The sequence below is a fragment of the Moorena sp. genome (assembly GCF_982860115.1).
The window spans coordinates 1-13,921 of sequence record NZ_CEYLVT010000154.1 but is presented as its reverse complement, the minus strand read 5'-3'; the positions used below and the strand labels follow the sequence as shown (position 1 = coordinate 13,921).

At 44.0% G+C, this 13,921-nt stretch carries 11 protein-coding genes and 2 pseudogenes; 3 read left to right on the top strand and 10 right to left on the bottom strand.

Translation table 11 applies throughout. From position 1 onward, the window contains the following. Positions 1-243 precede the first annotated feature (243 nt). The 5 genes and pseudogenes from AC4II3_RS22500 to yidD form a co-directional block, all read right to left on the bottom strand. On the bottom strand, positions 244-1,785 hold the full coding sequence (locus AC4II3_RS22500; RefSeq protein WP_488011283.1) for a site-2 protease family protein: 1,542 nt from the start codon (positions 1,783-1,785) through the stop codon (positions 244-246). A gap of 2 nt (positions 1,786-1,787) precedes the next feature. After that, a complete protein-coding gene (gene murQ, locus AC4II3_RS22495) occupies positions 1,788-2,726 on the bottom strand; it encodes an N-acetylmuramic acid 6-phosphate etherase (RefSeq protein ID WP_488011285.1) in 939 nt (312 codons plus the stop codon). A gap of 123 nt (positions 2,727-2,849) precedes the next feature. Continuing rightward, positions 2,850-3,227, bottom strand: a complete 378-nt coding sequence (locus AC4II3_RS22490; RefSeq protein ID WP_488011287.1) for a DUF3110 domain-containing protein — start codon at positions 3,225-3,227, stop codon at positions 2,850-2,852. A gap of 279 nt (positions 3,228-3,506) precedes the next feature. Next, positions 3,507-4,217 carry a M15 family metallopeptidase gene (locus AC4II3_RS22485; RefSeq protein WP_488011289.1) on the bottom strand — a complete coding sequence of 237 codons (711 nt, stop codon included), beginning with the start codon at positions 4,215-4,217 and terminating at the stop codon, positions 3,507-3,509. 212 nt (positions 4,218-4,429) lie between these two features. After that, positions 4,430-4,642 (bottom strand): annotated as a pseudogene (yidD, locus tag AC4II3_RS22480) (membrane protein insertion efficiency factor YidD); the annotation flags it as partial. Positions 4,643-4,704: 62 nt separating this feature from the next. On the opposite strand from yidD, the gene AC4II3_RS22475 reads away from it, so the two are divergent. Then, positions 4,705-5,412: a diacylglycerol/polyprenol kinase family protein gene (locus AC4II3_RS22475; protein WP_488011291.1), complete on the top strand. Its 708-nt coding sequence runs from the start codon at positions 4,705-4,707 to the stop codon at positions 5,410-5,412. A gap of 80 nt (positions 5,413-5,492) precedes the next feature. Here the strand turns inward: AC4II3_RS22475 and iscB are convergent, their stop codons facing one another. The 3 genes and pseudogenes from iscB to rbp all read right to left on the bottom strand — a co-directional run bounded on the left by iscB (position 5,493) and on the right by rbp (position 7,478). Next, entirely contained in the window at positions 5,493-6,749 is a 1,257-nt protein-coding gene (gene iscB / locus AC4II3_RS22470) for an RNA-guided endonuclease IscB (protein WP_488011293.1), read from the bottom strand. Positions 6,750-7,052: 303 nt separating this feature from the next. Then, positions 7,053-7,157: pseudogene (locus AC4II3_RS22465) on the bottom strand (IS1/IS1595 family N-terminal zinc-binding domain-containing protein); the annotation flags it as partial. Between the two features lie 69 nt (positions 7,158-7,226). After that, a complete protein-coding gene (rbp, locus tag AC4II3_RS22460; protein ID WP_488011295.1) occupies positions 7,227-7,478 on the bottom strand; it encodes an RNA-binding regulator in 252 nt (83 codons plus the stop codon). A 793-nt stretch (positions 7,479-8,271) separates the two neighbouring features. Between rbp and AC4II3_RS22455 the strand changes: the two genes are divergently transcribed. Next, positions 8,272-8,922 carry a glutathione S-transferase family protein gene (locus AC4II3_RS22455; protein ID WP_488011297.1) on the top strand — a complete coding sequence of 217 codons (651 nt, stop codon included), beginning with the start codon at positions 8,272-8,274 and terminating at the stop codon, positions 8,920-8,922. Positions 8,923-9,182: 260 nt separating this feature from the next. On the opposite strand, the gene AC4II3_RS22450 is transcribed toward AC4II3_RS22455, so the two are convergent. Further along, positions 9,183-9,332, bottom strand: a complete 150-nt coding sequence (locus AC4II3_RS22450) for a hypothetical protein (RefSeq protein WP_488011299.1) — start codon at positions 9,330-9,332, stop codon at positions 9,183-9,185. A gap of 375 nt (positions 9,333-9,707) precedes the next feature. On the opposite strand from AC4II3_RS22450, the gene AC4II3_RS22445 reads away from it, so the two are divergent. Continuing rightward, the gene (locus AC4II3_RS22445; RefSeq protein WP_488011301.1) at positions 9,708-11,060 is read left to right on the top strand and encodes a nicotinate phosphoribosyltransferase; all 1,353 of its coding nucleotides are present in this window, start codon (positions 9,708-9,710) and stop codon (positions 11,058-11,060) included. A gap of 124 nt (positions 11,061-11,184) precedes the next feature. Here the strand turns inward: AC4II3_RS22445 and AC4II3_RS22440 are convergent, their stop codons facing one another. Beyond that, positions 11,185-13,437 (bottom strand): ABC transporter substrate-binding protein, encoded by a 2,253-nt coding sequence (locus AC4II3_RS22440; RefSeq protein ID WP_488011303.1) that lies wholly within the window; start codon positions 13,435-13,437, stop codon positions 11,185-11,187. Positions 13,438-13,921: the final 484 nt, after the last annotated feature.

Below are 13,921 nucleotides of genomic sequence, written 5' to 3'. Positions count from 1 at the left end.
CCTTGGCCTATTGGCCACGCTACGCGAACAACCTTGGCCTATTGGCCACGCTACGTGAACAACCGTTCAACCTTCAACTTAACAACTTAACAACTTAACAACCTTGGCCTATTGGCCACGCTACGCGAACAACCTTGGCCTATTGGCCACGCTACGCGAACAACCGTTCAACCTTCAACTTAACAACTTAACAACTTAACAATCTTGGCCTATTGGCCACGGGTGCGGGTTCAACCCTTGAAATTAACCCCCAATTCCGAGCCTTCCTGCCAAAGCTGAATTAATGGGAATCAGAGTTGCGACCATTAAAAATAATGCCAATAACCCCCACAATGCTCGAGTATCATCGAGTTCGGTAATTTCATTGAGGCTAGGACGCTCTAAACTCCGCTGCAAGAACAAAATCAAGATTCCCCAGTACAAAATTATGGGATTGGCTGGATTGATTAAGGCCAGAATCCCCAAAATTACTAAGGTGGCAATGGTAGCAAGTCGAGCAGTTTTGCGTCCGTAGATAGCTTGGACAATTCGCCCACCATCTAGTTGTCCTGCTGGCATTAGGTTCAAGGCTGTTATGGTTAAACCTAGCCAACCGACAATGGTGAGAGGGTGAACATCCACTAAAGACTCTTGGAGAGCACTACCAAGCACTAACTTTGCCAGCCCTCCGACTAAAATGGACGCTTGGAAGAACTCTGCTGGCACCTGAAAAGCACTGCCTTGATGAGAAAGGACTAATCCTGAAATCAGCATCACTAGAGATACTAAACCACCTACGGCTGGTCCGGCTATGGAAATATCAAATAATACTTTTCGATTGGGTAATAAGGATTCAAAGCGAACCATAGCACCAAATGAGCCGATTTGCAAGCTGGGAAGGAAAAAGGGTATGCTGAGGCGAATGTTGTGACTTTTGGCTTGCCACCAGTGACCGAGTTCATGGGTAATGAGAACTATCCAAAGTCCGATGGTAATCGGTAAGGCTTCCCGAAACCGTTCAGGTTCACTGAATAAATCAAAGTCAAGGAGTAACCCAGATACTTCTAAAGTGGTGAAAAATGTGGCAATTACGAGGACAAGGGCTAATATTTTTTGCGCAACTGTAGTGGTTCGTGGGTCATTGCTACTGGGCAAGATAATGACCACTGGTTTCCCTTCTGGATTATCGACTAAAAATAGCCGATAGCGATCGCTTAATTTTTCCTCTAGATTAGCTGACAAACGAGAATGTACCAATTCGGCATCGTTTCCCCGTAGATTGCCTGTAAAAATTGCCCCTTCCTGATATTTTATAGTTTCCGTAGCAAAGAACGTATCAATCCCAAAAATCCCTTTAATAAGTTGTAGGTCTTCATCAGGAATTGTAGCTACTCCGATCCTGGTGGTATTCGGACCTTCGGATACGGCAGTTAAATTTTTGTAAGCTGCAGTATCTTGCTCCTCAGACTTTTGGGCATCCTTGCTTTGTTGTTGATCCTCGAACAGTTTGGTGGCACGCTCCCGCCAAACTTCATCTTGACCTGCTGCACGTAAGAGCCTGCCCAAGTAGATGTATAGGCCGGTGGAAGCGACTAGCAGAAATAGGATCCCAACGATATTCAGGTAAATTCCGATGCTGACTAAGCCAAAGAATAATAGCCAGGGCAGTGTCAAGACTACTGACTGCAACCAGGCTAAAATTCCTAGCTTGCCGTAAGAACGAGCGCGGTTATAGCCCCAACCTAGAACACCAAGGGCTACGAGTATTATGACCAAAGTGACAGTAGTCTGTGATCCGTTAAACATTATCAATTCAATTTTGATGGAGTACTAGTTTGTTTCCAACTTTGGAGAGCGGCCCTGAGATCACTTTGGTTTTGCTCTAGGAAGCTGGCTCCCTCTACCTGGTCTAATTCTGTCCAGTACATTAGTAGCGCTAGTTTTACCTGCCTTCCACTGCGCTCTAGTAAGTGAGCGCAGTCTTCTCGGCTGAGGTTGGTCAGGTCTGTGAGAATACGCAGGGCTCGGTCATGAAGTTTCTTGTTGGTCACTGCCACATCTACCATGCGATTGCCGTAGACTTTGCCAAGCTTTACCATGGCTCCTGTGGAAAGGATGTTCAAGGCCATTTTAGTGACAGTACCGGCTTTGAGGCGAGTAGAGCCAGCGAGGACTTCCGGACCAACTAGCAGCCGAATATCAATATCAGCATCAATACTGACCTGTTCAGGGGGGACACAAGCGATCGCAATCGTAGTTGCGCCCCGGCCTCGTGCCTCTTGGAGTGCGCCGTGAACAAAGGGTGTGGTACCACCTGCGGTAATGCCTACCACCACATCTAGGTCATGTACCCGGCGATGGGCGATCGCTTTTGCACCATCTTCCTGTCGGTCTTCCAAATCTTCAGAACTCCGCACCAATGCCCCTGCTCCTCCAGCAATGATCCCTTGGACTAGGTCTGGGGGTGTACAAAAGGTGGGGGGACATTCGGCAGCATCGAGGACTCCCAAGCGTCCACTGGTACCAGCTCCCACGTAGAAGAGGCATCCTCCTTGACGCAATGCCTTTGCTGTGCAGTCAATGGCTTGAGCTAGCTGGCTACGAGCTGCTGCGATCGCATCTAGGGTTTTGGTATCTTCTTGATTAAACAGATCCACTAACTCTAGGGATGTCAGCTGGTCAAGGTTCTGACTATTGGGATTAATCTGTTCGGTCAGTAGATGTCCCCGTTGTTCTAAATTTTGCATTATATTATTTAGTCATTGGTAAAAGGGTTGAAGGTTTAAGGTTGTTCGCGTAGCGTGGCCTATGGGCCAGGGTTGACGGCTGTTGGTGGACGGTTCAAATGTATTCCTCAAATTTTTATCAGCTTACAATAAATTTTCCAACTGACGGCGAATGCGCTCTAGATCTGATGATATTTCTGGTTGTTCGGTTTTCTTGATGTCCGGTTGCCAATCCGTCTTTTCTAGATTTGTTTCCGGTGGCATGGCCAACATTCCTTCAGTAACTAACTCCGAGTCATAACCAGCCGATTGGCAAAATTCTTCAATCTCTTCTAGATCGATAGCTTCCACGGTTGCTGTTGGGAAATCCTGGGCTTCGAGCAATAAAGCAAAGCGGGTAGCATCGTCTTCTTCTTCAAACATCAATACCGTTTGGCGATCGTCAATTTGGATAGTGTGAATTCCCTCGTTTTCTGTCCGGGCATTAAATAACAGGACATATACTTGCTTAGGTGCCATCATAATTCTTATATAATCTTAGGTAATAGTTATTTTTTAACTGTTTTTATAGGATATCTAATATTATTTGCTTTAATGCCAGGGAGAGATAGCAAAAGAGCCAAGAGAGGCAAGAGGGGCATTAAAAAATGGTCTATTTGTAGCATTCTTTGAGCTACTTGATTAACAATTCCACAATAATGCACTGCTAAACCATCTTAGCAGCAGCTCAGCTATCACCACGCTCCCCACTTAGGACTGACCCACTTAGGACTGACCCACTCTCCGACTCAAGACTCAGGATTAGGCACTGACGCACTCAACAGCACCATATCCTGCCATAAAGGTATTGCTGCCATCCTCTTGATTGCGCAGCCAAGCCCACATTTGGTCTCCGAGGCAAAAATGCCACCACTCTCTAGGATGACACCGGAACCCAGCCGAGTACATTAAATTTTTTAACAGCTGTCGATTGTGATGATAGGGCAAGTCTTGTTGATTAGCGTAATAATCGGGATGGGAGCGTGGTGAGACTTCATCAATGGGAGAGCCCATATCAATGGTTTCACCGGTAGCATCCACCAGGGTAATATCTAAGGCACCACCTGTACTGTGAGGGGGTGGAGTCATGGGGTTAGAGCTCGGTACTGCCCAAAACTGATAGACTTGTTCCCAAATGGCTTGCTGTTGTTTTTCCGATAGGGTGCTTGGGTTGAGTTGTTGGGCTTGAACTACTTCAGCAAAGGTATGGTCAACCATGAATTGTTGGACTTCTACCGGTCGATAGCCATCAAAAATCTCGATGCGCCAACCTGGATGCTGCTGTTGGAGTTGGCTTTGAGCCACAAAGAGTGCTTCGATCACACTCTGGCGCAGATAATAAGGAGAAGCCTTACCATAAGGTGCCCCCAGTTTTTGGTAGGGGTGAGGGGTACGAGCGGCAAATTGTTCTAAGGGAATGGGGATGAGGGGTTCTCCACACTCTACAATTGGGATTTGCTGATAAGGTTTCATAAGTTATAGCAGTTCTCAGTTTTTTCAGCATACTCAAACCACAAGAGCCACTACTTCTTCTCTGTTCCCTGTTCCCTGTTCCCTGTTCCCTTCCTGTTCCCTGTTCCCTGTTCCCTGTTCCCTGTTCCCTGTTCCCTGTTCCCTGTTTCCTGTTCCCTGTTCCCTGTTCCCTGTTCAACACTTCTAGATTTATCGCTATTACCATTAGGATAAACGTCAGGCACGGGATCATAACCCCCTGGATAGAGAGGATGACACCGTAGAATACGCCGAATTCCTAGCAAACCGCCCCGAAAGACACCAAACCGCTCAATGGCTTGGATAGCATACTGGGAACAGGTTGGTTGAAAGCGGCAGACTGGGGGAAATAGGGGGGAAATAAACGCTCGATAGCCTCGAATTAGCCAAATCAGTAAAAGTTTCATGTAATGGTCACCCAATCTAATACAGTAATAAATAGGTCTTACAGTATGCTGCCATCAGATCCTTGTTTAATTCTGTACCCTGGATAGAATCAATCCCAACCCTATGGCTGCAAATTGCACTGATTGCTGTCGGTCTCGGTGCGATTGTGCTGCTGGCGGAAACACTACATCAGCGCACCGCCAGGGATTCAGAAATTACCCGTAAAATTGTTCACATTGGCACGGGTAACGTTATTTTAGTGGCTTGGTGGCTACAAATACCTGCCTGGGTAGGTATCTTGGCATCAGTTATCGCTAGTGCGATCGCTCTTTTGTCCTATTACATTCCTATTTTGCCTGGTATTAACAGCGTTGGGCGCAAAAGCCTAGGCACCTTCTTCTATGCTGTCAGTATTGGTGTGGTGATTGCCTGGTTTTGGCCCTTACAACAATTCCAGTATGCCGCTATTGGTATTTTAGTGATGGCATGGGGGGATGGACTGGCAGGACTGATTGGTCAGAAATTTGGCCAACATCCCTATGAAGCTTGGGGGATGCAAAAAAGCTGGGAAGGGTCTGGAACCATGGCCATAACTAGCTATGTCGTCAGTAGCCTAATCCTTTTCACTGTTCAAGGTAATATCTGGGAAACCTGGTTGATGTCAATTGCGATCGCATTCTTTGCCACAGTCTTAGAAGCCTTCTCCAAATTCGGTATTGATAATCTCACAGTTCCTATCGGTAGTGCAGCAGTAGGCTTCTTTTTAGGTCAAATTCTCAGCTTGGGTTGAAGGGTTCTTCAAATAGCTCAAGTTATGGGCCTGTGCAGGAAAGCTTAGGAGGATTTTTTCCAGGTAAAATCCGGCAGATATCAGGAAAAGCTGTAAATATATCCATCTTTTCTGTGTACGGCAAATATATCTTGAGGTTTACAACTCTTGTAGCCCTTCGCTCCTAATGGAGTAAATCCAAAACTGCCCTTGCTTCTGGGAGTCACTTTACCTATCCCTAATTTTTGATGTCTGGCAATATCGCCAGTACTCCAACCCTTGATCGGCCTCAATGGGTTGTGTCTGATGGGGTAGCCATATTTATTGAGTGCAGCCTTTTGTCTGCCTCCTTGTCCCTTGCAGGTTACTAGTAGCGGTTGAGACGTCTTTAGCACCAAGTCTTTGATGTCTCCGACACAAGCGGCATCAATCCAATGCTGCTTAGGTAATCCCAACCTAGTCCGGTTGTATTTTGTCTGAGCACCTGTACCAGTAACTACAGGTTTTATAGCTTTAAGAACTTTGACTATCTTGTTCCGAGTTGTATTCACTGCCGCTGCATCTGTTAATGGTTGTTTGGCTTTGGCGAGGATCTTCCGCAACAAGTCTGGTTTCTTTTTTAGGAATTCCTCTATAGGTTTATTTCCTTTTTTCTGATTGCATTTCTCGCAAGCCAGACAAAGATTACTAACTCGGTCGCTCCCACCCTTAGATTTTGGGTGGATATGCTCAATCTGTAGCGGAGTATTTTGCTTGCTACAATAGGCACACTCCCTTCCCCATTTCTCAAGCAAATATTCCCTCACTTCATACCCGGCTAGATCCCCTTGTTGGTACTCGACGCCATTAACTTCAGGATTCTGCATTTTTTGGGTATCAAACTTAACTAGTTCAATCCCAATCTCATTGACTGGACAAAACTTGATTAGTCGTTTAACCCAGGTTTCAGTAGTCAAGACTCTATGCTCTAAGCTAGGAGCAATCCAACCTTCAGGACGCCTACGATTAAGGAACCTTGGCTTTCTGTAACGGGTGTTACGGTTGCGTCTCCCACGTCTAACGGCGCTTCTAGATTCTAGTTTTTTCTTAATGAGTGATCCTTTGTGTTCTAACTCCATTGCCCAAATGACTTGGTCGTTTTGGACTAGAGCAAACCCAGTGGTCTTACTACCCGGATCTATCTTGATTTGACAAGGCGAGATAGTCGGATTTGCGATCGCAGTCTTGAGGATGATCGTAAATGGATACATCCTAAAAACCGCAGCTTTCCCTTTGTCCAATAAACGTCGTGCTTTTTTGGGGGATATAGGGTTTAATGGCTGTTTGTTTGTGTCAATGACAAATACGTAATTTGGCATTTTTAGTGCATCTCAAATCGGTAACGTGTTCCTCGGTAATGTTGAAAAGGCTTGTCAAGCCAACCACACATTTTGCCTTGACCTTAATGGTTGGCGACAGAGCCAGAGACTGGAGTTCATCCCTGGGTGTCATGACCAAATCAACGTAGGAAGCTAATCCTAAACCTGCATCCTAGTTAGATAACTTCCGGGTCTTGCCGGAAATTACCAAGGCTTTTACTAGGAGGATAGTAGCCAACAGTATTCACACATCAGTAATCCTTTTTCGGAAACCGGTACTGTCACAAGCCCTTTGTCAGAGTCATATTGGTCAATGAATTGGCGGCCACAGGCGACACAGATATGGTTCTGCTTACCTTGCTTATTCTTGCCGTTTTTTCGGATTTGTGTACTACCACACTCAGGACATTACACCAGCGAATCCCTCAATTCATAGCTACATTATGTAACGCCGCGTCAACCCCTGGGTCGAGCTCCCTAGCGTGGACCCCTGGGTCGAGCTTTCTCAACCTTGAGCTCGCGTCCCATCCATTCTGCACCATTTAGTGCTTGGATAGCAGCCTTTTCTTCCTCCTCTGTTGACATCTCAACAAAAGCAAAGCCCCGTGGGCGACCTGTCTGACGATCGGTTGGTACTTGTACTCTCTTTACCTCACCGTATTCGCAAAAGACGATACGTAAATCATCCTCTGTAACCTCAAAGTTCAGGTTATGAACATAGATTGACATTCGATATCTCCAAAATTGAGTGGTTTTTCTTGACACTCCCCCGTTCTTGACACTCCCCCGGTTGAAACGGGGGGGATTCTTCGTTCTAAGACCCAGGTTGCTGAGACAGGTTTTCACCAACCTCAGTAGCGCCTAAATCTCCCGTTTACGGAGCATGGTGAGAGGAGTGAGCCATAGGGTTTGGATTATTAATCCAAGTGCCGACGTGTCCCGTCGTACTTAAGGCAGAATTTTGTTAGCAAACGGGAACTGATAAGTCAAGACTCTACAGTATTTGGAACTTTCTTGTCAACCTTTTTGCGCTTATTAATTGCTTATACTTATTTTATTCACCTCAAAAACCGTCTCTATACCTAGAACCAAAGCAGAAATGTTCAATGTCGTAATAAAACTTTACATATAGAGATATAATGGGTGCATCTCAGTTTTGCAATTAGGCAAAAATTCCCGCGAAAATTCCCACACTTCCCACACTTCCCGCGCCCCCGCCCCACACTCCCCACACTTCACATCTTTTTTACAAATATGAGATGCACCCATTTAACTGGGAAGTGCTATGATGTTTTATCTCTTGTCTATCCTGTTTTAATCCAATGGTTTCGGCAGTTTTCCTAGACAATCGAAGTTTTTTCGGTAAAGGGTAATATAAAAGTAGTAATCACAAGTACCAATTACCAATTATCAATTACAAATTACTAATTACCAAGCTGAGCAATACCGAAGCTACTGAACTTGAGAGTAGATCTTAAAATAATAAGAAATCAAACTTTGATAGTAAGCGAGAATTGAGTCAATGTTAAAGTTTTACAATAATCCCATGTCCAACAATGCCCGACGGGTATGGATTGCTTTATTAGAAAAACAGATTGACTTTGAGCCTGTTGACATAAAATTAGATGGTGATAAATTTACGCCAGAATTTATTGAAATCAATCCTTTTCATCACGTTCCAGTCCTAATCGATGATGGATTTAAAGTAATCGAATCCTTAGCGATATTAGATTATTTAGAAGCTAAATATCCAACTCCTGCTCTTATGCCCACTGACCCCCAAGCTATTGCTACAGTGAGGATGATACAACTGGTCAAAGTCAATGAGCTTGCTCCTGCTATTGTTACATTTATGCGCCATAATTTTGAGATTGAAGTAGAAGCAAAAAAATTAGAACAAGCTCAACAAAAAATTGCCACAGTGATGAAATTTTATAACGAAAAATTGGGCGATAAAAACTACTTTGTAGAAGGGCAATTTACGGTAGCAGATATTGTGGCCGGTTTGTCGGTATATTTTCTCAGCAAGATTGGCGTTTCTTTAGCTGACTATCCCTCAGTTCAAAATTGGCAAACAACTTTACAGCAACGGGACAGTTGGCAGCAAGTTCAACCAACACCAGAGCAGTTTGAAATGTTTAAAGCAAAGGTGAAAGCAATTTTGTCACGGTAAACCACTAGACAATTGGCAACGCCTGAGTTATTGGGAGTGGTGAGTGGTGAGTCGGGAGGCGGGAGTTATCAAAACCGCTACATTACCACGTTAACTCGATCACATGTTCGCTCCCAGCTTAAATCACCCCGTCAATAGGCAACCCCACATTAGCTTTAGGGGCGCACGGTGTGCGCCCCTAAGGATGTTGTCTATTCCAGCAAGAACCGCTATAACTAGCGTTCAAATTCTAGCTAAAATCGAAGAATTTACCGAAGAATTTACCAAAATGCCTCTTTCTGCTCAAAGGGGTCACCGCTAAAGGGTTGAACACCAATAGCAGGATAAATGTCATCATTAGGAGCAAAAATCCTAGCTACTGCTTCAGAAAGATATTGAATACTGCTTTCCAATAGTTTGTAAAAACCCATAAAATTGCTCTCCTGAATTACTTGAGTTAGAGTTGAAAACAGCAGTGGCTATAATTAGCACGAACCTTTACCTTTTCTGCTGGTTCGTGAGTACTGCCATGGTGTCCTCAAATTGCTGTTCTCAAATTATTGAGTCTTAACTGTGAGTACAGACTGAAAAAGATTTCTGTCTGGCTGGTGTAGTTAATCTTATCTAGAATTATTGATTCGGTGCCAGGATTAGTAATATTTGTTTGGTAATATTTGCAATACTTTTCTCAAGGTTAACTAATCCCTAAGATTTGTTTGGTAATTTTGAGAGGCTTGTTAACAAATCTGTAGCTATTTGAAGTTCCTTTACCTTATGTTAAACATTACTACTTAAACAGTACTACCATGAATGATAAACACCAGGAATTAATACCTACACCTGAGGACTATAGCTTATTAACTGACCTGTATCAGCTGACCATGACAGCCTGTTATACCGGTGAAGGCTTAGCCCAAAAACCAGCCTCCTTTGAACTATTTGCCCGACGTTTACCTAATGGCTTTGGTTACTTGATTGCTATGGGACTTGCCCAGGTACTCGACTACCTGGAACAGTTTCGCTTTAGTCCCCAGGCACTAGACGCATTACAGCAGACAGAAATTTTTCAGGGAGCACCGGAACAGTTTTGGTCACTCTTAGCAGAAGGAAGCTTCACCGGTGATGTCTGGGCAGTGCCTGAGGGAACAGCAATGTTTGCTAATGAACCGTTGTTGCGGGTGGATGCTCCTCTGTGGCAAGCACAGATAGTAGAAACTTATCTACTCAATACAATTAACTATCAGACCTTGATAGCCACTAAGGCAGCACGGCTCAGAGATGTGGCGGGGGCCGAAGCTACCTTACTAGAATTTGGCACTCGACGAGCCTTTAGTCCTCAGGCATCCTTGTGGGCAGCACGAGCAGCTATAGCAGCTGGGTTGGATGGCACATCTAATGTATTAGCAGCTGTCAACTTAGGATGTCAGCCTAAAGGAACCATGGCTCATGCTTTGGTCATGGTGATCACAGCAGTATCTGGAAGTGAGCAGGATGCTTTTACGGCCTTTTATCGCTATTTTCCCAATGCTCCCTTATTAATAGATACCTACGATACTGTAGCAGCCGCTAAGAGTCTGGCTCAACGAATCGCAGCTGGGGAAATCCAAGTGACTGGAGTACGTTTGGATTCTGGGGATTTAGTGACCTTGTCCCAAAAAGTGCGATCGCATTTACCCAATGTCTCAATTTTTGCCAGTGGGGATTTAGACGAGTATGAAATAGCCAGACTCAAACAGGCTGGTGCTTGTATCGACGGTTATGGACTCGGAACTCGCCTAGTCACTGGAAACCCAGTCAATGGAGTCTACAAATTAGTAGAAATTGATGGCATTCCCACCATGAAACAGTCCAGTAGCAAAGTCACCTATCCAGGGCGCAAGCAAATCTATCGCCAATTTCACCAAGATACAGTTATCAAAGACCGGCTAGGATTAATGGCTGAATCCTGCCAAAATCATGAACAACCCCTGTTGGAACAAGTCATGAAACAAGGTCAACGACTAAAGCCACCAGAATCCTTAGACATGATCCAAAAACGCACAGCTGCCTCTGTTGCCAGTCTTGCCACGTCAACGCGACAACTTCATCAGCCAACCCCAGTACCTGTAGAAATTTCTGATCCCCTACAACAACTAACCATAGCTACCTCCAAAGGGTAAGCTTACACATTAATCAATAACTTAGATTGAATGCCAACTGCTCTATTCCCTACTCCCTGTTCCCTAAAAACCGATAACTATGTACTTAATAAAATCGCAAACCGCCATAACAATTAACAAATTGCTACAAATACCGCCAGCACAGAAGAGACGTATAGACCACCAAAATCACTGGAAACGCCACTCTTCCAAACTCCATTAATTTGCTAATCTTAATTTTACCAGACTGAAACCCCTCACTATTCCCAATCACCACCATCAACAACTGTAAGCCATTGAGTATGTAAACGATAAAAAAGGCATAGTCGAGAGCCACTACATAGCCAACCCCCTCCGGTAGTCCTTCTATCAAGCTCAGATGGTAAAAGACAATCGCTAGTAGCAAGCCACTTACGGCTTCTACGGACATGTGATCGAAGGGGAGAAACATGAACAGGTATCCCACCACCACAAAAAATAGTAGAGGCAAAAGATTCTTGATACTGAAACTGACTAAATCCCGCTTGATTTTAATAACCACATTGAATCGAGAATATTCTATATCTGAGTCTGTATCGATAAATCGTCGATTGCCCAACGTGGAATCGTTAATCACCGTATCCTGGAAAAATGTAGCATCCTCAACACTCCAATCCGTAATCTTATCAAACACTTTAGCTCTCTCCCAATTTTTGAGAACTTTTTCTGTAGTGGTATCTCGCATTCCCACTAAGTCCACTACATAAATTAGCTTGTCCCGAGTTAGGTTTAGATGTCGAAATCTCGCTGATAGGGTCTGATGGTCAAACGGGTAATCGTGAAAATCAAACTTTTCATGAAAATCGCCTTTAACCCGGTATACTTTATAAGTAATACCATCCGTTACATCTGTATCTATCGGTTCTTTTAAGGTCAATTTCTCTCCTGAATCTAGCCGCTCAATGCCATAATTTGTGAATTCGATTTGGTCTGCTGGAATATCGCCTTGGTACCTAAACCAAAGGTAAAAATCAACCAAATAGGACGACGTTTTTTGATCTATGTGACTAATTTCATTGATATCCATCCCGGTGTAAACGATATGGGTCTTTACCATATAGTTATTACCAACCTTTACAATTTCACCACTGTCGAGCTGTTCCTCCAGATTAACAACAGTCCGTAAGTCCGGGATTATTTGCAGCTGGTTAAATGCTGAAATAAAATTTATTCTATCAAAAATACCCACAAAAAGTGGTGCTACTGCATTACCGTAATAGTCAAAATAAATATTTCTGGTTGCCCCCTTGAATGCCGTTTCCTGGCTATTAATAGTTGCTAAGCTTTCTTTAAGCATCAAACGGTTTTTCTGTAAATCCTCCCAGGTAATATCAGAGCGTTTAATGGCCTCAACAATGGCTTTTGCCGCATCATAATAGCAAGTCGCCACCCATCCCGGCGCTTGTTTGTACTGCTTTTCAAATTCGTTTCTGAACTGTTGACCCCCATCATCAGAAATGTCAAAAATAATCGGAGCTATGGCATAAATTCCATTGGTAAAAAAGCCTGGTTCATCCATCTCCTCTGGGGAGTCTTCAAACCGTTGCGCCAGGGATATTTCTGCTAAGGAGTCACCGCCAAAAATGGGGAAATCCATCCCAGAACTCTTCATTTTGGCAATTAATCCAGCCACTTGATTGCGATTCGCTGTCATCACAATCACTCCTGGGTCTTTCCCGCTATTTTTTAAAGCCAATAAATCTTGATAAATCGTTTCTATGGCTTGGTCTATATCATCCCCTAATACCCACTTACTGACTACTTCTCCCCCTAACTGCCGAAACGTCTCTTCAACAGTCTTCCCTAAGGTCAAGCCATAAGTGCTGGGGCTGTAAACTAGGCTAATCTTGGAAGATCCCAGAATCTTTTGGATATAATTGGCGATAAAAGTACCCTGAGCACTGTTAGAAAAAATCGTGCGAAAATACCAAGTGTTCGATTGGGTGACCCCATCAGCAGTAGCTGAGCCGGTCACCGCAGGAATCTTATGGTGTTGATAAACTTCGCCAGCAACCGTAGATACCCCACTACTGTAATGACCAATCACTGCGATCGCATTTGATTGAGCAATCTTCTGAGCAACCTGCTGTGCCACATCCGGATTGCCTTGGTCATCATAAACCTCTAGCTTAAACTTTTTCCCCTTAACACCGCCAGCCTTGTTAACTTGGTTAATGTAAAGTTGAGCACCGTCTACCATTGCTCTGCCTGAGCGTTGTGCTGATTCACTAGCATTGCTTAACGGAGCTGCGATCGCAATGGTTATCCTCTCTTTGTATCCCTGGAAGGTATCGATTGCTACAACTGTACCGAAGGCAAGCAGTACGATAGATACTAATACGATGGCTTTTTTTAGCATATATCACCTGATCAGTTGAATAGTCACAGATTACAGGTTACAGGTTACAGGTTGAAAGTTACAGGTTACAGGTTGAACCCGTGCGCGTTAAACCTTACCTGACTTCGTGACTGGGCAATCACGCCCTTGCTGCAATGGCGGCGATTAAGCCTTTCTAAAAATCACGAATTAGAACTGTCAATAACATCATTTAAAACAGGATAAAGGCTTGTTAACAATGACCAATGACCAATGAGTAATAGGCTAAAATTTAGCAAATTCAACGTTTTTCCAATCAACCCTGCCTAAAAAAAACAAAACATACCTTAGGAATTTTAGGGTAAACTAGTTGGCAATTTTATCACTATTTTTTTAATTTGATTATCTTTATTGACTCTCTTATATCTATTAGTTTTTTTTAAGATAGCGGTTATCATATTCATCAGGTAGACAGGATTTTTTCCCGATTCCCGATTCCCGATTCCCGATTCCCGATTCCCGATTC

Bases quoted from the DNA above. Each gene is read 5' to 3' on its own strand.
- AC4II3_RS22500 (WP_488011283.1), bottom strand. From the start codon at position 1,785: ATGTTTAACGGATCACAGACTACTGTCACTTTGGTCATAATACTCGTA.
- murQ (WP_488011285.1), bottom strand. From the start codon at position 2,726: ATGCAAAATTTAGAACAACGGGGACATCTACTGACCGAACAGATTAAT.
- AC4II3_RS22490 (WP_488011287.1), bottom strand. From the start codon at position 3,227: ATGATGGCACCTAAGCAAGTATATGTCCTGTTATTTAATGCCCGGACA.
- AC4II3_RS22485 (WP_488011289.1), bottom strand. From the start codon at position 4,217: ATGAAACCTTATCAGCAAATCCCAATTGTAGAGTGTGGAGAACCCCTC.
- iscB (WP_488011293.1), bottom strand. From the start codon at position 6,749: ATGCCAAATTACGTATTTGTCATTGACACAAACAAACAGCCATTAAAC.
- rbp (WP_488011295.1), bottom strand. From the start codon at position 7,478: ATGTCAATCTATGTTCATAACCTGAACTTTGAGGTTACAGAGGATGAT.
- AC4II3_RS22455 (WP_488011297.1), top strand. From the start codon at position 8,272: ATGTTAAAGTTTTACAATAATCCCATGTCCAACAATGCCCGACGGGTA.
- AC4II3_RS22450 (WP_488011299.1), bottom strand. From the start codon at position 9,332: ATGGGTTTTTACAAACTATTGGAAAGCAGTATTCAATATCTTTCTGAA.
- AC4II3_RS22445 (WP_488011301.1), top strand. From the start codon at position 9,708: ATGAATGATAAACACCAGGAATTAATACCTACACCTGAGGACTATAGC.
- AC4II3_RS22440 (WP_488011303.1), bottom strand. From the start codon at position 13,437: ATGCTAAAAAAAGCCATCGTATTAGTATCTATCGTACTGCTTGCCTTC.